The sequence below is a fragment of the Paraburkholderia sp. AV2 genome (genome assembly GCF_054968425.1).
In genome coordinates this window covers 206,364-226,078 of the sequence record NZ_JBANLK010000005.1, presented here as the reverse complement: position 1 = coordinate 226,078, position 19,715 = coordinate 206,364, and the positions used below count along the sequence as shown (strand labels likewise).

18 protein-coding genes and 1 pseudogene are annotated in these 19,715 nt (G+C 66.3%); 13 read left to right on the top strand and 6 right to left on the bottom strand.

The window, feature by feature from the left end; genetic code table 11:
• The 3 genes and pseudogenes from V8683_RS06330 to phaR form a co-directional block, all read left to right on the top strand.
• Nucleotides 1-375: pseudogene (locus V8683_RS06330) on the top strand (acetyl-CoA C-acetyltransferase); the annotation flags it as partial.
• A 214-nt stretch (nucleotides 376-589) separates the two neighbouring features.
• Nucleotides 590-1,330 carry a 3-ketoacyl-ACP reductase gene (locus V8683_RS06325; protein WP_027796445.1) on the top strand — a complete coding sequence of 247 codons (741 nt, stop codon included), beginning with the start codon at nucleotides 590-592 and terminating at the stop codon, nucleotides 1,328-1,330.
• 141 nt (nucleotides 1,331-1,471) lie between these two features.
• The gene (gene phaR, locus V8683_RS06320; protein ID WP_411189330.1) at nucleotides 1,472-2,044 is read left to right on the top strand and encodes a polyhydroxyalkanoate synthesis repressor PhaR; all 573 of its coding nucleotides are present in this window, start codon (nucleotides 1,472-1,474) and stop codon (nucleotides 2,042-2,044) included.
• Nucleotides 2,045-2,090: 46 nt separating this feature from the next.
• Here phaR and V8683_RS06315 read toward each other — a convergent pair whose 3' ends face one another.
• Nucleotides 2,091-2,375, bottom strand: coding sequence for a helix-turn-helix domain-containing protein (locus V8683_RS06315; RefSeq protein WP_411189331.1), 285 nt, complete (start codon nucleotides 2,373-2,375; stop codon nucleotides 2,091-2,093).
• Nucleotides 2,368-2,682: a transcriptional regulator gene (locus tag V8683_RS06310; RefSeq protein ID WP_411189332.1), complete on the bottom strand. Its 315-nt coding sequence runs from the start codon at nucleotides 2,680-2,682 to the stop codon at nucleotides 2,368-2,370. The genes V8683_RS06315 and V8683_RS06310 overlap by 8 nt, the downstream gene beginning before the upstream one ends.
• Nucleotides 2,683-2,949: 267 nt before the next feature.
• On the opposite strand from V8683_RS06310, the gene rimO reads away from it, so the two are divergent.
• The 4 genes from rimO (at nucleotide 2,950) to V8683_RS06290 (ending at nucleotide 7,150) form a co-directional block, all read left to right on the top strand.
• The gene (gene rimO, locus V8683_RS06305; protein ID WP_411189333.1) at nucleotides 2,950-4,287 is read left to right on the top strand and encodes a 30S ribosomal protein S12 methylthiotransferase RimO; all 1,338 of its coding nucleotides are present in this window, start codon (nucleotides 2,950-2,952) and stop codon (nucleotides 4,285-4,287) included.
• 5 nt (nucleotides 4,288-4,292) lie between these two features.
• Complete coding sequence (locus V8683_RS06300; protein ID WP_411189334.1) at nucleotides 4,293-5,219, top strand: sugar kinase; 927 nt, start codon at nucleotides 4,293-4,295, stop codon at nucleotides 5,217-5,219.
• Between the two features lie 64 nt (nucleotides 5,220-5,283).
• Nucleotides 5,284-5,913: a hypothetical protein gene (locus V8683_RS06295; RefSeq protein WP_411189335.1), complete on the top strand. Its 630-nt coding sequence runs from the start codon at nucleotides 5,284-5,286 to the stop codon at nucleotides 5,911-5,913.
• Nucleotides 5,914-5,965: 52 nt separating this feature from the next.
• Entirely contained in the window at nucleotides 5,966-7,150 is a 1,185-nt protein-coding gene (locus V8683_RS06290) for a cystathionine beta-lyase (RefSeq protein WP_411189336.1), read from the top strand.
• A gap of 81 nt (nucleotides 7,151-7,231) precedes the next feature.
• Here V8683_RS06290 and serB read toward each other — a convergent pair whose 3' ends face one another.
• Nucleotides 7,232-8,071 (bottom strand): phosphoserine phosphatase SerB, encoded by an 840-nt coding sequence (gene serB, locus V8683_RS06285; RefSeq protein WP_411189337.1) that lies wholly within the window; start codon nucleotides 8,069-8,071, stop codon nucleotides 7,232-7,234.
• 374 nt (nucleotides 8,072-8,445) lie between these two features.
• Between serB and ligD the strand changes: the two genes are divergently transcribed.
• Nucleotides 8,446-9,489 carry a non-homologous end-joining DNA ligase gene (ligD, locus tag V8683_RS06280; protein WP_411189338.1) on the top strand — a complete coding sequence of 348 codons (1,044 nt, stop codon included), beginning with the start codon at nucleotides 8,446-8,448 and terminating at the stop codon, nucleotides 9,487-9,489.
• Nucleotides 9,490-9,743: 254 nt separating this feature from the next.
• The gene (locus tag V8683_RS06275; protein ID WP_411189339.1) at nucleotides 9,744-10,304 is read left to right on the top strand and encodes a DUF6013 family protein; all 561 of its coding nucleotides are present in this window, start codon (nucleotides 9,744-9,746) and stop codon (nucleotides 10,302-10,304) included.
• Between the two features lie 58 nt (nucleotides 10,305-10,362).
• Here V8683_RS06275 and V8683_RS06270 read toward each other — a convergent pair whose 3' ends face one another.
• Both V8683_RS06270 and V8683_RS06265 read right to left on the bottom strand, forming a co-directional pair.
• The gene (locus V8683_RS06270; RefSeq protein WP_411189340.1) at nucleotides 10,363-11,175 is read right to left on the bottom strand and encodes an ABC transporter permease; all 813 of its coding nucleotides are present in this window, start codon (nucleotides 11,173-11,175) and stop codon (nucleotides 10,363-10,365) included.
• A complete protein-coding gene (locus tag V8683_RS06265) occupies nucleotides 11,172-11,948 on the bottom strand; it encodes an ABC transporter ATP-binding protein (protein ID WP_411189341.1) in 777 nt (258 codons plus the stop codon). The genes V8683_RS06270 and V8683_RS06265 overlap by 4 nt, the downstream gene beginning before the upstream one ends.
• A 174-nt stretch (nucleotides 11,949-12,122) precedes the next feature.
• Between V8683_RS06265 and V8683_RS06260 the strand changes: the two genes are divergently transcribed.
• Complete coding sequence (locus tag V8683_RS06260; RefSeq protein WP_462880612.1) at nucleotides 12,123-14,456, top strand: AsmA family protein; 2,334 nt, start codon at nucleotides 12,123-12,125, stop codon at nucleotides 14,454-14,456.
• Nucleotides 14,457-14,561: 105 nt separating this feature from the next.
• On the opposite strand, the gene V8683_RS06255 is transcribed toward V8683_RS06260, so the two are convergent.
• Nucleotides 14,562-15,059 carry a hypothetical protein gene (locus tag V8683_RS06255; RefSeq protein ID WP_411190530.1) on the bottom strand — a complete coding sequence of 166 codons (498 nt, stop codon included), beginning with the start codon at nucleotides 15,057-15,059 and terminating at the stop codon, nucleotides 14,562-14,564.
• A 403-nt stretch (nucleotides 15,060-15,462) separates the two neighbouring features.
• Between V8683_RS06255 and V8683_RS06250 the strand changes: the two genes are divergently transcribed.
• The 3 genes from V8683_RS06250 (at nucleotide 15,463) to V8683_RS06240 (ending at nucleotide 19,693) form a co-directional block, all read left to right on the top strand.
• Nucleotides 15,463-17,085 carry a sensor histidine kinase gene (locus V8683_RS06250; protein WP_411189343.1) on the top strand — a complete coding sequence of 541 codons (1,623 nt, stop codon included), beginning with the start codon at nucleotides 15,463-15,465 and terminating at the stop codon, nucleotides 17,083-17,085.
• Nucleotides 17,086-17,151: 66 nt separating this feature from the next.
• Nucleotides 17,152-17,631 carry a response regulator gene (locus V8683_RS06245; protein WP_411189344.1) on the top strand — a complete coding sequence of 160 codons (480 nt, stop codon included), beginning with the start codon at nucleotides 17,152-17,154 and terminating at the stop codon, nucleotides 17,629-17,631.
• An 82-nt stretch (nucleotides 17,632-17,713) separates the two neighbouring features.
• Nucleotides 17,714-19,693, top strand: coding sequence for a hybrid sensor histidine kinase/response regulator (locus V8683_RS06240; RefSeq protein WP_411189345.1), 1,980 nt, complete (start codon nucleotides 17,714-17,716; stop codon nucleotides 19,691-19,693).
• The last annotated feature ends 22 nt before the right edge of the window (nucleotides 19,694-19,715 follow it).

The following is a 19,715-nucleotide window of genomic DNA, read 5'->3' as shown; positions in this document are numbered from 1 at the left end:
CTGAAGCCGCTGGCGCGCATCAAGGCGTACTCGAACGCGGGTCTGGACCCGAAGATCATGGGCATGGGTCCGGTGCCGGCGTCGAAGCGGTGCCTGGAGCGCGCGGGCTGGACGGCGCAGGATCTGGATCTGATGGAGATCAACGAGGCGTTTGCGGCGCAGGCGCTGGCGGTGAACAAGCAGATGGGGTGGGACACGTCGAAGATCAACGTGAACGGCGGGGCGATTGCGATCGGACACCCGATCGGGGCGTCGGGCTGCCGGGTGCTGGTCACGCTGCTGTACGAGATGCAGAAGCGCGATGCGAAGAAGGGCCTGGCGTCGCTGTGCATCGGCGGCGGCATGGGCGTGGCGCTCGCGCTCGAGCGTTCGTGATGTGATGAACGCAGCGGGCTGCAGCGCAGCCCGCTGTGGCGCCAGAGGCGCTGGAAGAAGCGGCGCGTGCTGTAAGGGAAAGGCGGACGCCCGGCCGCCACAAAGCGTGTCAAGGCGCCTCCGGCGAGGCGCGGCAGCACGGGCGGGAACACAGGAGAGGGCGAGGCCGGGGCAGCCGTTCGGCACCCCGGAAAACGATAATGGAGTTGGGTTTATGTCAGAGCGTAATGCGTATGTAACGGGCGGCATGGGCGGAATCGGAACGGGAATCTGCCAGCGCCTCGCCAAGCAGGGCTTCACCGTGGTGGCTGGCTGCGGCCCGAATTCGCCGCGCCGCGTGAAGTGGCTGGAAGACCAGAAGGCGTTGGGCTTCGACTTCATCGCCTCGGAAGGCAATGTCGGCGATTGGGATTCGACGTGCCAGGCATTCGAGAAGGTCAAGGCCGAAGTCGGCGAGATCGACGTGCTGGTCAACAATGCGGGCATCACGCGCGACGTCGTGTTCCGCAAGATGACGCGCGAAGACTGGACCGCCGTGATCGACACGAACCTCACGAGCCTCTTCAACGTGACGAAGCAGGTGATCGACGGCATGGTCGAGCGCGGCTGGGGCCGCATCATCAATATCTCGTCGGTGAACGGCCAGAAGGGCCAGTTCGGCCAGACCAACTACTCGACCGCCAAGGCCGGCATTCACGGCTTCACGATGGCGCTTGCGCAGGAAGTGGCCACGAAGGGCGTGACGGTCAACACCGTTTCGCCGGGTTATATCGGCACGGACATGGTGAAGTCGATCCGTCCCGACGTACTGGAGAAGATCGTCGCGACGATCCCGGTACGGCGCCTCGGCGCACCCGAAGAAATCGCGTCGATTGTCGCCTGGCTCGCCTCCGACGAGTCGGGTTTTTCAACCGGTGCGGACTTCTCGCTGAACGGCGGGTTGCACATGGGCTGATCCGGCCGCGCCGCACGTCCTTCCCCGGCGGGCGGCTACGCAAGGATCCACACGGGCGGCGCGCCTTGCTGCACACCGGGGCAGGCGCAACCTCCTGGCTAGACCGGCGCACAGGGTTGGCCGGACGAACAAGGGCGACATATGACGACTACAAAGAAAACCGCCGAACGACTGATCAAGAAGTATCCGAACCGTCGGCTGTACGACACGGAGACGAGCACCTACATCACGTTGACGGATGTGAAGCAGCTCGTGCTGGATCAGGAGGAGTTCAAGGTCATCGACGCGAAGACCAATGAGGATCTGACGCGCAGCATCCTGTTGCAGATCATTCTGGAAGAGGAAAGCGGCGGTCTGCCGATGTTCTCGTCGTCGATGCTGTCACAGATCATCCGCTTCTACGGCCACGCGATGCAGGGGATGATGGGCACCTACCTGGAAAAGAACATCCAGGCCTTCATCGACATCCAGAACAAGCTCGCGGACCAGTCGAAGAGCCTTTACGAAGGCAACGCGATGAATCCCGAGGTCTGGACGCAGTTCATGAACATGCAGGCGCCGATGATGCAGGGCATGATGACGAGCTACATCGAGCAGTCGAAGAACATGTTCGTGCAGATGCAGGAGCAGATGCAGAACCAGGCGAAGTCGATGTTCGGCACGTTTCCGTTCAAACCGGCTGGACAAACGCCCGAGGGCGACGACAAGAAGTGATCGTCAGGACGTGATCGCGGCGGGCGGCCTGGCAGGCGCCGGCCGCTCAAGCCGTTTTGAGATCGCGCAGCGCTTCGGGATGGAGCGCTGCGACGCGCAGCAGCGTTTGTGCGGCGCCCGTGGGCTGGCGCCGGCCTTGCTCCCAATCCTGCAGCGTACGCGTGGAGACGCCGAGCAGCGCGGCGAAGGCGCTTTGTGAAAGCCCGACCTTTGCGCGTGCGAGCGCCGCGGCGGTGGGCTCGACGCGCGTGGTGCGCGCCGCGCGCCCGCTCTTCATTTCATGGACGGACTTGAGCAGGTCCGCCTGAAACTGTTCCAGTTCCTTATCCACATTCCACCTCTTCGCGCAGCCGGCTGAGAAACGCTGCCGGCAGGTTGTCGAATTTTGCCTTTGCGTAGACGATCAGGAGCCAGATGCAGCCCTGATCGAGCATGTTGTAATAGATCACCCGCGTGCCGCCGCGTTTGCCGAATCCCCAGCGCGTCCAGCGAACCTTGCGCAGGCCGCCGGTGCCGGGGATGACGTCGCCCGCCAGCGGGTGGTCGGCTAGCCATGTGATGAAGGCTTCGCGTTCGCTATCGCGCCAGATATCGGCCGCGTACCGCTGAAACGTTTCCGTTTCGATGATCGTGAGCATAAGAAAGAAGCGGAAATGATTATACGGCTTTGCCGTATGTTGGGTGAGTGATGCCGATCAAGAAATTTGCCTAGCGCAATCCTGTTGCGGCCCGACTTTCCCGATGCTACGCAGCAAAGGAGCGGCGCTCCATATGACATACGGGTAAAATGACGGACTGGCTTGATCTCGCACGGCGCATCGCTCGCCTTGCGCCCACATCCGGACGTACACGTGAAAAACCCTGTTGAATCAACGACCTCCCGCAACCCTGCTCCGCGTGTCGGGATGGTTTCCCTTGGCTGCCCGAAGGCCCTCGTCGACTCCGAGCAGATCATCACGCAACTGCGCGCGGAGGGTTACGAGATTTCCGGCACCTATGACGGCGCGGATCTGGTCGTGGTCAACACCTGCGGCTTTATCGACGAAGCCGTTCAGGAAAGCCTCGACGCCATCGGCGAGGCGCTCAGCGAGAACGGCAAGGTGATCGTGACGGGCTGCCTCGGCGCGAAGCAGAGCGCGAGCGGCTCGAATCTCATCGAGGAAGTCCACCCGAAGGTGCTGGCCGTGACCGGCCCGCATGCCGTGGGCGAAGTCATGCAGGTCGTGCACACGCATTTGCCCAAGCCGCACGATCCGTTCGTCGATCTCGTGCCGGCCGCTGGCGTGAAGCTCACGCCGCGCCATTACGCATATCTGAAGATCTCCGAAGGCTGCAATCACCGCTGCACGTTCTGCATCATCCCGTCGATGCGCGGCGATCTCGTTTCCCGTCCCGTGGCCGAGGTGATGCTGGAGGCGGAGAACCTCTTCAAGTCCGGCGTGAAGGAACTGCTCGTCATCTCGCAGGACACGAGCGCATACGGCGTGGACGTCAAGTACCGCACCGGCTTCTGGAACGGCCGGCCGCTGAAGACCCGCATGACCGAGCTGGTCGGTGCATTGGGCGAACTGGCCGCGCAGTACGGCGCCTGGGTGCGCCTGCACTACGTCTATCCGTATCCGAGCGTCGACGAAGTCATTCCGATGATGGCCGAGGGTCCGTTCAAGGGGCACGTCCTGCCGTATCTCGACGTGCCGTTCCAGCACGCGCATCCCGAAGTGCTCAAGCGCATGAAGCGTCCCGCCAATGCGGAGAAGGTACTGGAGCGCGTGAAGGCCTGGCGCGAGATCTGCCCGGATCTCACGATCCGTAGCACGTTCATTGCCGGCTTCCCCGGCGAGACCGAGGCGCAGTTCGAAACGCTGCTCGACTTCATTCGCGAGGCCGAGCTCGATCGCGTGGGCTGCTTCGCGTACTCGCCTGTGGAGGGCGCGAGCGCCAATGAGCTCGATGGCGCGCTGCCCGACGAAGTGCGCGAGGAGCGTCGCGCGCGCTTCATGGAGGTGGCCGAGGCCGTGTCGGCGAAGCGCATTCAGCGCAAGGTCGGCAAGACGCTCAAGGTGCTGATCGACGAGATCAACGCCGATGGCGGCATCGGCCGCACGGCTGCCGACGCGCCGGAGATCGACGGCGTCGTCTACGTCGCGCCATCGACGAAGGCGTCGAAGCGCTACAAGGTCGGCGACTTCGTCTCGGTGAAGATCACGGGCGCAGACGGCCACGATCTCTGGGGCGAGGTCTGAGCCGCATGAGCGCCGCTGCCCCGCAGGTTCTCGCGTTCGGCGAGGCGATGGTCGAATTCAACCAGGCGTCGCCGGACAAGCCCGAATACCTGCAGGGCTTTGGCGGCGATACGTCGAACTTCTGCATTGCAGCCGCGCGCCAGGGTGTGCGCACCGGCTTTGTCTCGGCAGTCGGCGGCGATCAGTTCGGACGTCTGCTGCTCGACCTGTGGGCCCGCGAGGGTGTCGATACGTCCACCGTGCGCGTGGATCCGACAGCGCCCACCGGCGTCTACTTCGTTTCGCACGGTCCCGATGGCCATGCCTTCGATTATCTGCGCGCCGGGTCGGCCGCGAGCCGCTATGCGCCGGGCGATCTGCCGCGTGAAGCGCTTGCGGCGGCGCAAGTGCTGCATCTGTCCGGCATCAGCGTGGCGATCAGCAATACGGCCTGCGACGCGGCGTTCGCGGCCATCGACCACGTGCACGCCAACGGCGGCCGGGTGAGCTTCGATACGAACCTGCGTCTGAAGCTCTGGCCGCTGCCGCGCGCGCGGGCCGTGATGAGCGAGGTGCTGCGCGTCACCGACATCTGTCTGCCTAGCTGGGACGACGTGACGGTGCTGACCGGGCTGGACGAGCGCGACGCCATCGTCGACTGGCTGCTCGCGCGCGGGCCGCGCGTGGTGGCGTTGAAGCTCGGCAGGGAAGGCGCCTACGTGGCGACGGCCGAAGAGCGGCGGCTCGTGCCGGGCCGTGCCGTCGCGGCGGTCGATGCGACGGGGGCGGGAGACTGCTTTGGCGGGGCGTTCGTAGCCCGTCTCGTGTCGGGAGACGATCCGTTTGCAGCGGCGCGCTACGCGAACGCGGCAGCCGCGCTCTCGACGCTGGGGTACGGCGCCGTTGCGCCGATTCCGCAGCGCGAGGCTGTCGAAAAACTGCTGGCCGGCTGAGCGCAGGCTGCCGCGTGCGGCGACCCAACCGTTCGGTCGCGGCGTACTCGAAGGAAGGAGTCAGATGGAAGTATCGACCTTGAAACAATGGGGCGCCGCGTCGCGCGGCGTGGGTCATGCGGCGCGCGCGTGTGCGCTCGCCGTTGCGGCGCTTGCGTTGCCCGTCATGGGGTTTGCGCAGGATACTGCCGATCCCGTGAAGGCGTTGGCCGCGCCGCCCGCGATCCAGTTGCCGCTCAAGCCCAACCCCGAGTTCGCGCAGTTTCCGCGCTACGTGGGCATGCTCGGCAAGCGGCAGATCGTGATGCGCCTCGGCCCGAAAACCGACGATCCGAGCGGCGTGCACGGCGAGTACCAGTTCACCGACACGGGCGAAATCATTCTGATTGCCGGCGATCACGAAGGCACGACCTTCGAGGGCGAGGAATCGAACGACGGCACGCACATCACCGGCAATTGGGTGGGGACGTTCTCGCCCGACGGAACGGTGTCCGGCGAGCGCATGGAAGTGGACGATTCGAACCCGGTCGATTTCGAGCTGAAGCCGCTCGCGGCCGGGCAGCCGGTCCCGCCCGCTTCGGCTTCTCGCGAGGCAGCCCAAAGTCACGCCCAGCAGTGGCAGGCCGCATCCGCGCCGGCGCCCGGCGGTGCCCAGCAGGTCAACGGTGTCAGCAATCTGAGCACCGGCGAATAACCCCCGGCTTGCCGCCGGTCGATCTGGCCTTCATCGTTTTTTCGATTCCGAAATGAAGAAAACCGACTCCAGCCGCGCATTGCAGACGCGCCTCATCCATCCGCAAGACGAGATCACGCCGGGCTTCGAATCGTTCGCCGCGCCCGTCACGCGGGCCTCCACCGTGGTCTTCCCCGATCTGGCGACGGTGCGCGGACTCGACTGGCGCGACGACTCGCAGTGGCGCTATGGCCTGCATGCGACGCCGACTTCCGCCATGCTGACCCAGCGGCTCGCGGCCATCGAAGGCGGCGAGCACGCACTGCTGCAGCCTTCGGGGCTCTCGGCGATCTCGAACGTATACTTCGGCCTCCTGAAGATGGGCGACGACGTGCTGATTCCCGACAACGTCTACTCGCCCAACCGTGAACATGGCGAGTGGCTCGAGCGCGACTTCGGCATCACGACGCGTTTCTACGATCCGTTGGTGGGTGCCGGCATCGCGGAACTGATCCGGCCCGAGACGAAGCTGATCTGGATCGAGGCGCCGGGCTCGGTCACGATGGAAGTGCCCGACGTGCGTGCGATCACGGCCGTGGCGCGTGCGCGCAACGTGGTGACGGCGATCGACAACACGTATTCGGCCGGCCTCGCGTTCAAGCCGTTCGAACATGGCGTCGACATCTCGGTGCAGGCGCTCACGAAATACCAGTCGGGCGGCAGCGATGTGCTGATGGGCGCGACGATCACGCGCGATCGTGCCTTGCATCTGAAGCTCAAGCAGGCACGCATGCGTCTTGGCATCGGCGTTTCATCGGACGATTGCTCGCTCGTGCTGCGCGGGCTGCCGAGCATGAAGGCGCGCTTCGAGGCGCACGACCGCAGCGCGTTCGCGCTAGCGGGCTGGCTCAAGACGCGCTGCGAGATCGCGGCCATGCTGCATCCCGCATTCGAAGACTGCCCCGGCCACGCCGCGTTCGAGCGCGACTTCACGGGCGCCGGGGGGCTGTTTTCCGTGGTCTTCGACGAGCGCTACAGCGCTTCGCAGATCGATACGTTCTGCGAAGCGCTCGACCTCTTTGCGCTCGGTTGGAGCTGGGGCGGGGCGCACAGTCTCGTCATGCCTTACCACGTCGAATCGATGCGTACGGCCGCGCGCTGGCCGCATCGCGGTACGCTGGTGCGTTTCTACGTGGGTCTCGAAGACGAAGCGGACCTGCGCGCCGACATCGAGCAGGCGCTCGCGACGCTCGCCTGAGCGCGCGAACGGGCCGGACGACAACGGCCGCGGCGCATGATTCGCGCGGCGGCGCGAGGCAATGCAAGGGCTGCGAGCCGATCAGAAAAGCCGCAGCAAGCCGTCGAGTCCCACGAAATTGAATGCGACGCTCGCCGCCTCGCGCACCACGGGCTTCGCGCGGAACGCCACCGAAAGTCCCGCTTCCGCCATCATCTTCAGATCGTTCGAGCCGTCGCCCATCGCAATGGCCCGGCTCGGCTCGATGCCCAGTTGCGCACAGGTTTGCGCGAGCGTGCGGGCTTTCACCTCGGCATTGACGATCTCGCCGCTCACGCGGCCCGTGAGTTTGCCGTCCACGATTTCCAGCGTGTTGGCATTCGTGTAGTCGAGGTTCAGGCGCGCTTTCAGGCGCTCGGTGAAGAACGTGAAGCCACCCGAAACGAGGAGCGTCTTCAGGCCCGCGGCTTTCGCGCCGGCCAGCATCTGCGTGGCGCCCGGCGAGAGTTGCAGGCGCTCTTCGTAGACGCGTTCGAGCGCGCTTGCGTCGAGCCCCTTGAGCAGTGCAACGCGGCGCGTGAGGCTCTCGTTGAAATCCTTGATTTCGCCGCGCATGGAGGCTTCGGTAATCGCCGCGACTTCCGCCTTCAGACCACAGAAATCGGCGATTTCGTCGATGCACTCGATCGTGATGAGCGTCGAGTCCATGTCCATGGCGAGGAGACCGAAGTCGGCGAGCGCGCGGCCGCTTTCCACGAACGCATAGTCGAGTTGATGCGTACTGCAATAGACCTCGATATCGGCGCGCTGGCCGGGCACCGCGTTTTCGATGCGCAGGGCGCATTCGTCGATCGGCGCGAGCCGGCTGCCGCGCGCGAGCGCGAGTAACGGCTTGTGGTGGACGGCGGGCAGCGGGGCAAGGCTCTGGATGACGAGGTTCATGTCGTGCAGGTTGTAGGTGAGCAGCGGCGAGGGTGCCGCGTCCTGATGCGCGGTAAATCACGACATTGTAACTGCTCGTAGTTGGCATCTGGCTGGCGCCCTGTGCCCGCGCGCTTTAGGGAGCATGCCCGAAGCCGGGTGCATGGAAAAGCGATCCGTCCCCACAGTTTTTCGGGACGAAGGCGCCTATTCGTTGCAAAATGAAAGCTAGCGCGGCGGTCCGACAGCTCCGCATGGGACGGAGTCAGGACTGAAGCCCTGACTCCTGTCGACAGCGATACACGGGCCCGGTCGCCGTATGCCGTGAACCGCACGTGCCGCGACTTGCGTCGCGCGGCGCGTCACATGCGCCAATCCGCGCCAGGGGAACCGGTATGCAGGACGCTCACAAGCATCAGCACGCGTCGCCCACCCGGAGGTCGCGCCGCACGCGGTCGGCTGTCAAGGACGCCGCCGCTGAAGTCTCGCGGACCACGTCCGCGCCGCGCTCGCCGTCCCGGGTACGCCACACGGAGGCGGGCACCGAGATTGCCGGCGTTCCGATCACGAGCGAGCGACGCGTGATCGATCCCGTCAGCGGCACCCACAAGATCGATCTCGTCCGCTACTACGCGCGCGCGGCGCCATGGCTGCTGCCTCATCTGGCCGCGCGTCCGGTTTCGGTCGTGCGGGCGCCTCGCGGCCTGTCCGGGGACATGTTTTTCCAGCGCCACAATGGACGTCCGCCGATTCCGGGGGTGACCGAGCACGAAGACCTCGACCCGGGCCATCCTCCGCTCATTACGATCGACACGCTCGAGGCGCTCATCGGTGCCGCGCAGATGGATGTCATCGAACTGCATACATGGAACGCGCTGGCCGCGGACATCGAGCGGCCCGACCGCGTCGTGTTCGACCTCGATCCGGATCCGGCACTCGGCTGGGACCGCATGATCGAAGCCGCTGAAATGACGCGCGCGCTGCTGCGCGATCTCGGAATCGAGTCGTTCTGCAAGACGAGCGGCGGCAAGGGCCTGCACGTTGTCGTGCCGCTCGTGCCGCAGGCGGATTGGGAGGATGCGAAGGCATTCGCGCGCGCGGTCGCGCACCATCTGGCCGCGACGGCGCCGACGCAGATCACGGCGACGATGGGCCCCGAGCATCGCAAAAAGCGGATCTTCGTCGACTACCTGCGCAACGCGCGCGGTGCGAGCACGGCGGTTGCATACGGAGTGCGGGCGCGCAGCGGAATGGGGATATCGGTGCCCATCTCGTGGGAGGAACTCGGGAGCACCACCGGTGGCGCGCAGTGGACGTTGCGCAATATCGACGAGCGGCTGGCGGCCTTGGCTCGCGTGGATCCGTGGGCAGGCTACGCGAGCGTCGGGCAGCGGATCACGGCCGAGCTCACGATCGGGCTGGAAGAGAGCGGCAAATAGCCGGGAATGGAGGGCAAGCGGCGGCCCGTGCAGCCGCCCGCCGCGGCGGGCAGAACCGTTCGTTGCGCCTGCAAAATTCCCGGCGTGGCAAGCGGGATAAAACCTGGTCGGCGAGGGGAGTACGTTCGGCGCAAGGCGGCGTGGGGCGAGCTAGACTAGGTAAATGGAGCAGGACCCTACGCCATGCGGCGTGCGCCGTTCACAAGGCAGGTAACGACGGGCGGCACGCGGCGGCTTTCGTCAGGAGGTGACGCATGCATTGCCACCGCTCGCGCCGCGCTCGTGCGGCGCTCGTCCATGCCGCATTCGCGGCCTCGTGCGCGCTCGCGCTGCCCGCGCTGGCGAGCACGCCAATCAACGTGACCTCGAAAACGCCAACGGACGGCCCGATCCGCTACACCGTGCGCGTTACCTCGAAGCAGTACGGCAACTCCAGCGAGACGCGCACGCTGCGCTCGGGCGACACCGACGACTTCACCTGGCGCACCACGCCTCCGGGCGGCGTCGTGCCGTCTCCCGATGGTTGTCCCGGCAATGCCTCGCTGCCGCTCGACGAGAACGGCGCGATGATGCGGCAGACGCAGTTGCGCCTCGCGCCCATTGTCGACGAGCACGGCACGGCCAATGTCCAGGCGAGCTTCCGCGCCCAGGCGCCGCACGGCACGCGCAGCGTCGAAAACGAGGGCAAGACGCTGACCTGTCCCGCGGTCGTGTCGTACAGCGAGGTCGTCCGCTTCTCGATGCCGACCAATGGCACGGTGAAGACGGTCAAGCTCGGCGACGGCACCCAGATCGCGATTTCCGCGCAGCGCTGACGGGCTGTAAAGCGTAAAGCGGGCTATAACGCGGGCCGTAGCGCGTCAACGACGCGCGCTATTTTGCATTTGCGCTTCGCTCCATGAGCCGCGAGGTGAGGAAGCGGTGTTCGGCGGAGAACACGCGCCGGTACGCGAGCAGGACCGCGCCGACGGTGCCGAGCGCCGACGAGGCGGCGATCAGAAACATGATCACGATCTGATAGCGTACGGCCTGTAGCGGCGGCTGGCCGGCAAGCACCTGGCCCGTCATCATGCCCGGCAGGCTTACCACACCCACCACGGCCATCTGGTTCAGCGTCGGGATCATGCCGGCGCGCACGGCTTCGCGCGCGCTGGCCTGGGCCGCTTCCCAGCGCGTCGCACCGAGAGCGAGCGAGGTCTCGATGCGGTCGCGCCGCGCCGTAAGCTCCTGCATCATCCGCTCGACGCCGAGCGACACCCCCGTCAGCGTGTTGCCGAGGATCATGCCGAGGATCGGGATGGCATATTGCGGCTCATACCACGGGTGGATGCGGATCACGACGAAAAGCCCCACCGCGGCGACGAGCCACGCGCTCACCCAGATCGAAACGATGCTGTCGGCACGCTGCCCCGCGTAGGTGCGCGCACCGCGCTGCGCTCCGGCCACGCCCGCGATCAGCGTCATGAGCGCCATCAGCGGCAGCACGACGTACCAGCGGTTGTACGCGAATACCCACCCAAGCACGTAGCCGATCGCGAGCAACTGCACCACGGTGCGCACGGCGGCCCAGGCGAGCTTGCGTTCGAGGTCGAGCTTGAGCAGCACGGATACCGCGCCGTTGACGAACACGAGCAGCGCCGCGATCGCCACGTCGCCGAGGCCGAGGTTCTGGAGGACGGAATTCATCGGCTGGCTCCTGCGGCTCCCTCGGTGCGAGCGGGGGCGGGCGCGGGTTCGCCGGCCGCGTCGAGCACGCCGGCCGTCATCGTGAGATGCCGGTTGCCGACGCGGGCGGCCTGAGCCGGGTCGTGCGACACCCAGACCGTGGCACGCGCGGTGCGTTGGGCGTCGAACCAGCCGCCAACCAGCGCTTCGACTGCGCGTGCAGAATCGGGATCGAGCGAGGCCGTGGGCTCGTCGAGCAGCAGGGCATCCGGATCGAGTTGAAGCACGCGCACGAGCGCGGCGATCTGGGCTTCGCCGCCCGAGAGTTCGGACGCATGACGCGCGAGGAAGTCAGCCGGGCGTCGTGCGGCGTCGAGAAGCGCCTTCACGCGCGCGGCGTCGAATGCGGCGTCCCGATAGACGGAGAGCGTGTAGGGGTAGCGCAGGTTGTCCTCGACGGTACCATCGAGCAGGGCGGGCCGTTGCCGCAGGTAGGCGATATGCCGGCGAAAGCGCGGGATGCTCGCGCGCGGGACCGGTTTGCCGCGCCACAGCACGGTGCCGCCGTCGAGTGGATCGAGCAGCGCGAGGGCGCGCAGGAACACGCTCTTGCCCGAGCCGGACGGCCCCGTCAGCACGGCGCGCTCGCCCGCATGCAAGGCGAAGTCGGCGGGATGCAGCAGATACTCGCCGTGCTGCCGGGCGTGACGCGCTATCTGGCGGGCTTCGACGAGCGCAACGCGCCTCTCGGCGCCGCTTTCGTCTGGCTGGCTGGAAACGGGGGATCGGGTCATGAGAGGATTGCAAACAAAAAGTGCGCGCCCCGTTGCGATACGGCATGATGGCGCACCGGGCAGGAAACAGGATGGACCGCAGGACATACAGCGGGACGTAACGCAGGCCGACGGCAGGCACGCCGCCTGCTTGCCTCCTGCCTTAAAAAAACGACCCAGAATCACGGAGAGTGAATGACGTCACCGCAACCCAAGCCTCGCGGCATCGGCCGCCTGTTCGCCAGGATCTTCGCATGGCTTGCGCTCGTTGTCGTCGTCCTCGTTGGGATACTCGTGGCGGTTCTTCTTACCTTCGACTGGAATCGCGCGAAGCCCTGGGTCAACGACAAGGTGAGCGAGGCGATCGGCCGGCCGTTCGCCATCGAGGGCGATCTGAAGATCGGCTGGCGCGCGCCGGTGGGCGAGACGGGCTGGCGCGCATGGGTGCCGTGGCCGCGCTTTTCGGCCACCCGCATCGAGGTGGCCAATCCGGACTGGACGAAATCGCCGCATTTCGCCACGCTCGACGAGATCGACTTCGAGGTCATGGTGCTGCCGCTCCTCGCGCACGACATCGTGATTCCGGCCATCAATCTCGTGAACCCGTCCGTGGACGTCGAGCGGCTTGCGGACGGGCGCAACAACTGGACGTTCAAGCTGGCTTCGTCGAGCGGTCCGTCCACGTGGAAGCTCGATCTGCACGACATCGCCTTCGCCTCGGGCAATATTGCCGTCGACGATCGGCAAACGAAGACCGATTTGCGGATCACCGTCGATCTGCTCGGCCACGGCATTCCGATCGGCGCCGCGATGGCGCAGCAGGAGGCGACTTCGCGTAGCGAGTCGGCGCAGGCGATCGGCGCGGCGGGCGCCCGTCGGCTCGCGCAGCAGGCGCGGACCCAGCAGGCATCCGAAGCGGCGGCCGCGAGCGCGGCCAGGGCAGCCAGCGCCGTAAGCGAAGCGAGCAGCGGCGGCGCGGCTGCGACGCCCGCTTCGGCTTTGGCGAGCACTGCGTCGGGTGCTTCCACCGCTTCTGCAACGAACGTGACGAGCGCCGCGAAGCCGGCCGAGCCGTTCTACGCCATCGGCTGGACGCTCAAGGGCACGTACAACAAGACGCCCGTGTCCGGCACGGGCAAGCTGGGCGGTGTGCTCGCGCTGCAGGACGCGAAGCGCCCGTTCCCGGTTCAGGCCGACGTGCGCGCAGGCGATATGCATATCGCACTCGTTGGCACGCTCACGGATCCCGCCCATCTGGCCGCCGTCGACCTGCGCCTGTGGCTGCAGGGCGAGAGCATGGCGCATCTGTACAGCCTGACCGGCGTGACGCTGCCCGAGACGCCGCCGTATGCCACGGAAGGCCATTTCGTGGGCGAGTTTCACCGCGGGGCGAGCGAGTTCCGCTACGAGAATTTCACAGGGCGCGTCGGCGGTTCGGACCTGAACGGCACGCTTGCCTACGTGCAGCGCGATCCGCGTCCGCTGCTCAAGGGCGAACTGGTGTCGAACCTGTTGCAGTTCTCCGATCTCGCCCCGATCATCGGCGCCGACAGCAATGCGAGCAAGGCAAAGCGCGGCGATGCCGTGAAGCAGCCCGCCGATCGTGTCATTCCGGTCGAGCCGTTCCGCACCAACCGCTGGAGCGCGATCGATACGGACGTCACGTTCACCGGCCGGCGCATCGTCAGGCAGGGCAGCCTGCCGATCTCCGATCTCTATGCGCACGTCGTGATGACGGACGGTGTGCTGTCGCTCGACCCGCTGCGCTTCGGCGTGGCGGGCGGGACGCTCGCCACGCGTATCGCGCTGGACGGCAGCGGCGTGCCGCTCAAGGCGCGGGTCTCGGCCGAGGCGCGGCACTTGAAGCTCAAGCAGTTGTTCCCCAACGCCAAGTCGATGCAGTCGGCGCTCGGCGAGGTCAACGGCGATGCCTCGCTTTCGGCCACCGGCAATTCGCCGGCGGCGCTTGCCGCGACCTCGAACGGCGAAGTGAAGATGCTGGTCACGCAGGGCACGATCAGCCGCTTGCTCATGGAGGCGGCCGGCCTGAACGTGGCGAACGTGGTGTACGAAAAGCTGTTCGGCACGCAGGACGTCAAGATCAACTGCGCGGCCACCGATTTCGTCGCGACCAACGGCGTGCTCGATCCGCGCGTGTTCGCGCTCGACACGGACGACGCCGTGATCGACATCAGCGGGCCGATCAATCTGCGCGACGAATCGCTGGATCTGAAGATCCATCCGCACACCAAAGGGTTTCGCGTGTTTTCGCTGCGCTCGCCGCTCTATGCCAAGGGAACATTCAAGGATCCCCACGTCGGCGTGGATGCGACAGCGCTTGCGCTGCGTGCCGGAGCCATGGTCGGGCTCGGCCTGATCAATCCGTTCGCCGCGCTGATTCCGCTGATTGCGCCGAGCAATAACAAGCCGCTGGCGTGCAAGGATCTCTTTGCCGAAATGCGCACACGACCCGTGGCGCCCCCGCCAGGCCAGAAGATGCGCGCACCGGCAGGCACCGCTAACCGCTAGGGCCGCGGCGGTGGCGAACCACGATTAGAAAATGGCAAACCCGCGGAGGACCCGCGGGACACTCGCGTATCGGGCCTGTCGCCGCGCTTGCGGCGCGAACAGGCCTTAACGCAGTGAACGCGGTACGGTATCGCCCGTTGCGCCCTGGCGGCGCGTGACGCGTCGCGTGGTCAGGCCAGGGCGGGCCGCGCCGAATTCGGGCAGGATCCGGCTGCGCGCGCGGCTGGCAAACACGAGGAAGCCGAAGCCGTCCGCCTCGTACCAGTAGCCGCCGTTTTCCAGCCCTTCGATGGGCTGCTCGAGCGCATGCGCAATGGATTCGATGCAGCGCCGCCGCAATTCGCTCGTGGCCGGATAGGGGGGGTGCGCGCCGCGCACACTGCAAAGCAGGACATCGAGTCCTGGCAGAATGTGGGCGTAGAGTACGGGCTCGTCCTGGGCGCGGGCTCGCGCAATCTTGGTATCGAGCTGTCCGAACGGTTTGAAGTGGTCGAGCACGGCAAGGAACGACTCGTCGCCGTCCGCCTTGACGCGTTTACGCTTTTTCGGGAAGGACATAAAAACTCGCCTGAAAAAGGATTGCAAAAAACGCAGCTGTTCCATGCGACCACTCCCGGTTTTGCGCGCCGCACGTCGATCCTTTATAGCATAGGGTTCTGCAGGATTCACGAGGATTCGAGGTTGTCCGAGCCCTCGCGGGTGTCCGCAGCCGCCGTGCCCGACCGCTCGCCGCGCTCTGATGTAGGTATCCCGGCTCTCCTTTTCCCTTCTTTCTGTCTCCGTCTCAATAATAGTCCTGCTGACGCGCACGGTGTGGCCATCATTCGTAAAAAAGCGGGCTTTTGTCACGATTCCGTGGCAGGGGCCACATCCGTTGTCATCCTGATATTTCGCGCCGATAATGTTCGGGTTCTGGTGCCTGCAGCCCGTTGGCGTTGCGCGGGCCACCGTGCCGCGTCGATCCGCCAGTCCGTACTCACGCCGATACCCACGCGCCAGACCCGCCATGAAACTGTTCACCAAGGGGTTGCTGCTGATCGCGATTCCGAGCGTCGTCGAACTCGCGCTGCTCGGCGTGGTGTTCGATACGCAGGAGGCCGCGGTGCGTGCGGCGCAAGGCGAGCAGAACAGCAAGCAGATACTCTGGCAGGCGTCGAGCCTCGTCGACCCGCTGTTGCGCGAGGCCGCGCGCGTGCGTACGGGGATCGCGCTCGACGATCCCTCTTTCATCGATCGTCGTGCGGTGTGGACCGAGTTTGCCGACCGCATCGCCTTGCTCTCGCAAATGGTGGCCGACAATCCCGTCCAGCTCGCGCGCGTCGACCACATGCGCGCGGCGGCCTATGCCTGGCGCGCCCAGGCCGGCGACATTGCCGATGCGCTGCGCGCCGGACGCAGCGTCGCGTGGGCGCGCACCGCTGCCGCCACGCTGCCGCCCGAGATCGAGACGGTGCGCAGCGAGCTGGCCGAGTTCATGGCCGAAGAAGCGCGCCTCGACGCACGGCGCAATGCGTCCTGGAGCATGACGCGTGCGCGCCTGCAGGACGCGCTGATCGCAGCCGTGCTCGGCTCGATGCTGGCGTGGGGCGTCACCGCAGCGGTATTCGCGCGCAACGTGGGCAGGCGCCTTGCCGCGCTGGGCGACAATGCCCGCCGGCTGGGCGACGGGGTGAGGCTGGCGCCGGCGCTGTCGGGCAACGACGAAATCGCCGCGCTCGACGCGGTGCTGCATGAGACGAGCGCGCGTCTCGTCGACTCCGAACGGGACCAGGCCGCGCTCAAACACCAGTTGCAAGGGCGTGCTACCGACCTCGCGAACGCCAACGAACATCTGCGCCAGGAGACGCAGGACAACGAGATGTTCATTTACAGCGTCTCGCACGATCTGCGCTCGCCGCTCGTGAATCTGCAGGGGTTTTCGAAGGAGCTGCAGGTTTCCTGCGACGACCTGCGCGCGCGGATCGACGCAGCCGGGTTGCCTGCCGACGAGCATCGCCGCGTGACCGGGCTGCTCGACGGCGACGTCGACGAATCGCTGCAATTCCTGCGCCAGGCGGTGGCGCGTGCGGCGGCGATCATCGACGCGCTGCTGCGAATCTCGCGCGCCGGGCGGCGGGAATATCGCTGGCAGCGCGTGAACATGGGACGCATCGTCGAGCGGGTGCTGGTCGGTCTTGACGTCGTGTCGGATGCAACGCGTATCGACGTGCGCGATCTGCCGCCCGCCTGGGGCGATCCCGCGGCCATCGAGCAGATTTTCGGCAACCTGATCGAGAACGCGCTGCGCCATCTCGATCCGCAACGGGCGGGACGCATCGAGATCGGCGCGCTCGAGACGCAGGCCGACGGGGATGGCACTGGCGCCGCGGCACCCCGTGTGCCTGCGCCGCGTACGCGAACGTATTATGTGCGCGACAATGGCGTGGGCATTCCGGAGGCCTGGCAGCCGAAGCTCTTTCGCGCGTTTCAGCGTCTGCATGGCGGCGATTCGGGTGGCGAGGGCATCGGGCTCGCGCTCGCTCGACGCATTGCGGAGCGGCATGGGGGGCAGATGTGGGTGGAGTCGGCCGAAGGAGTGGGCTCGACGTTCTTCGTCGCGCTGCCCGAGCAACCTGCGCGTGCGGCATGAGCGCTACGATGCGTAGCGTCGCGGCGGCCCGGCCGCGAGCCGGTACGTACCCATCGGGGAGATGAAATGACGGACGAGGAACGGGTCAGCATCGTGCTGATCGAAGACGACGATGGCCATGCGACGCTGGTCGAGCGCAACCTGCGGCGCTCGGGGGTTTCGAATGGTTTCGTGCGCTTTTCGGACGGTCAGGAGGCGCTCGACTATTTCTTCGGGTCGGCGGCCGCCGGAGGCGCTGGGGCGCCGGGCGTCCCGTCACGCGAAGATCTTGCGAACGTCGTCGTGCTGCTGGACCTGCGCATGCCGCGCGTGGACGGCTTCGAGGTATTGCGCCGCCTGAAGGCCGATCCGGCCACGGCATCGGTGCCGGTGATCGTGCTCACCACCACCGACGACCCGCGCGAGATCGAACGCTGCTACGAACTGGGCTGCAACGTGTACATCACGAAACCGGTCGAATATGACGCGTTTATTGAAGCCGTGCGGCGGCTCGGCTTCTTCCTGCAGGTCGTCAAGCTGCCGCCGGGGCATCGTTACGCGCGCTAGCGGCGCGCAGCGGCCTTGAGCGGCGCCCGGCTTGCCGATCCACCCCTTGCGCAATTTTGACTCCTGGAGGAACGTCCAGCGCATGAACGACGAAGTCAACCTGTTGGCGGGTGCACACGTGCTGGTCGTCGACGACGACGAAGGCATACTGCGGCTCGCGCGCAAGTCGCTCGCCCGAGCCGGCGCGCTGGTGGACACTTGCGCGAGCGTGAGCGAGGCGCTCGCGGTGCTGGCCGCCCGCACGCCCGACGTGCTCGTGCTCGACTATCAGCTGGACAGTGCGGAAACTGGCCTCGACCTCTTTCGCCGGCTGCGTGCCCAGGACGTGCGCGTGCCCGCGATACTCGTGACCGGCTTCACGGACGAATCGCGCGTGATCGCGGCGCTGCGTGCCGGCGTATCGGATGTCGTGCCGAAAGCGGGCGGCTATCTCGACTATTTGCCCGAGGCCGTTGCGCGGGTGCTTTCGCAGGTCGCGCTGCAGCGCGCCTCCGACGAAGCGCTGCTGCTGCGCGATCGCGAAGAGCACTACCGGACGCTCTCGGAGGCGCTCCCGCATCTCGTGCTCACCTGCGGCGCGGACGGCAACTGCGATTTCCTGTCGAAGCAGTGGCTCGACTACACGGGGCTCGACGCGCGTCATTCGCACGGTCTGGCCTGGCTCGACGCCGTGCATCCCGACGACCGGGAGGAGATCCGGCGCAGCTGGCTGAAGGCCGTGGCGAGCGGCGCGACCGACTATCGGCACGAGCTGCGCATCCGCCGCCACGACGGCGCGTACCGTTGGTTCGATGTCCGTATCGTTGCGATGCGCGATCCGCGCGGCGGCGTGAACAAATGGTTCGGCAGCTGCACCGATATCCATGTGCAGCGCGAGTCGACGCAAGAGCGCGAGCGTCTGCTCGCTTCCGCGCAGGCCGCGCGCCAGACGGCGGAAGAGGCCAACCGCGCGAAGGACCGTTTCCTTGCGATGCTCTCGCACGAATTGCGCACGCCGCTCACACCGGTGCTGGCCGGCACACGCCTTATCGAGCAGATTCCCGACTTGCCGGCGGCGGCGCGCGCGGGCGTACTGATGATCCGCCGCAATATCGAGCTGGAGGCACGATTGATCGACGATCTGCTCGACCTCACGCGCGTGGCCAACGGCAAGCTCAGCCTCGCGCTCGATACCGTGGACGTGCACGAGGTGATCGACGCCGTGCTCGAACTCTTTCACAGCGAGATTCAGGTGAAGCAGCAGGACGTGCACGTCGATCTGCGTGCGCAGCATCATTACGTGCGCGGCGATCGCGCGCGCCTGCAGCAGATGTTCTGGAATCTCGTGCGCAATGCCGCGAAGTTTACGCCGGACGGCGGCCATATTTACGTGCGTACGCGCGACGAGCGTATGCAGATGCTGATCGAAGTGGAGGACACGGGTATCGGCATCGCACCGGAGCAGATCGGCAAGCTCTTCAATGCCTTCGAGCAGGGCAGCCACAACATGACGCGACAGTTCGGCGGCCTCGGTCTGGGGCTCGCGGTCACGAAGGCGCTGACCGAGGCGCACGGCGGCAGCGTGACGGCGCAGAGTCCTGGCGCGCATTGCGGGGCGACCTTCTCGATCGTGCTGCCCACGGCTACGCCGGTGCCGGGCGCGACGGCTCCCGACGATGTCGGCAGCCCGCACCTGGCGGGCGCGCTCGACATTCTTCTGATCGAGGATCACGAGGACACGGCCGAGGTCATGTCGCAACTGATACGCGGGCTTGGGCACGAGGTGGCGGTGGCCGACAGCGTGGCGAGCGCACTCGCTCTCGCGTCACGGAATCGTTTCGACCTCGTACTGAGCGATATCGGCTTGCCCGACGGCACCGGCATCGACTTCATTCACGCGTTCCGCAAGCACTCGGCCGCGCCTGCCATCGCGCTTACTGGCTTCGGCACCGACGACGACGTGCGCCGCTGCCTCGAAGCGGGCTTTACGGCGCACCTCACGAAGCCGGTCAATTTCGAGCACCTCGAACGGCTGATCGAGAAGGCCGCGGTGACGCGCGTAGCGGATCGTCCGTCCTGCTGACGAAGGGCGCGCAAAAAAGCCC

Coding starts and splice junctions, on each gene's coding strand:
- V8683_RS06255 (WP_411190530.1), bottom strand. CDS start 15,059: ATGGAACAGCTGCGTTTTTTGCAATCCTTTTTCAGGCGAGTTTTTATG.
- V8683_RS06270 (WP_411189340.1), bottom strand. CDS start 11,175: ATGAATTCCGTCCTCCAGAACCTCGGCCTCGGCGACGTGGCGATCGCG.
- ligD (WP_411189338.1), top strand. CDS start 8,446: ATGCAGGACGCTCACAAGCATCAGCACGCGTCGCCCACCCGGAGGTCG.
- V8683_RS06290 (WP_411189336.1), top strand. CDS start 5,966: ATGAAGAAAACCGACTCCAGCCGCGCATTGCAGACGCGCCTCATCCAT.
- V8683_RS06310 (WP_411189332.1), bottom strand. CDS start 2,682: ATGCTCACGATCATCGAAACGGAAACGTTTCAGCGGTACGCGGCCGAT.
- V8683_RS06260 (WP_462880612.1), top strand. CDS start 12,123: ATGACGTCACCGCAACCCAAGCCTCGCGGCATCGGCCGCCTGTTCGCC.
- phaR (WP_411189330.1), top strand. CDS start 1,472: ATGACGACTACAAAGAAAACCGCCGAACGACTGATCAAGAAGTATCCG.
- V8683_RS06250 (WP_411189343.1), top strand. CDS start 15,463: ATGAAACTGTTCACCAAGGGGTTGCTGCTGATCGCGATTCCGAGCGTC.
- V8683_RS06325 (WP_027796445.1), top strand. CDS start 590: ATGTCAGAGCGTAATGCGTATGTAACGGGCGGCATGGGCGGAATCGGA.
- serB (WP_411189337.1), bottom strand. CDS start 8,071: ATGAACCTCGTCATCCAGAGCCTTGCCCCGCTGCCCGCCGTCCACCAC.
- V8683_RS06240 (WP_411189345.1), top strand. CDS start 17,714: ATGAACGACGAAGTCAACCTGTTGGCGGGTGCACACGTGCTGGTCGTC.
- V8683_RS06300 (WP_411189334.1), top strand. CDS start 4,293: ATGAGCGCCGCTGCCCCGCAGGTTCTCGCGTTCGGCGAGGCGATGGTC.
- V8683_RS06265 (WP_411189341.1), bottom strand. CDS start 11,948: ATGACCCGATCCCCCGTTTCCAGCCAGCCAGACGAAAGCGGCGCCGAG.
- rimO (WP_411189333.1), top strand. CDS start 2,950: ATGGTTTCCCTTGGCTGCCCGAAGGCCCTCGTCGACTCCGAGCAGATC.
- V8683_RS06245 (WP_411189344.1), top strand. CDS start 17,152: ATGACGGACGAGGAACGGGTCAGCATCGTGCTGATCGAAGACGACGAT.
- V8683_RS06275 (WP_411189339.1), top strand. CDS start 9,744: ATGCATTGCCACCGCTCGCGCCGCGCTCGTGCGGCGCTCGTCCATGCC.
- V8683_RS06295 (WP_411189335.1), top strand. CDS start 5,284: ATGGAAGTATCGACCTTGAAACAATGGGGCGCCGCGTCGCGCGGCGTG.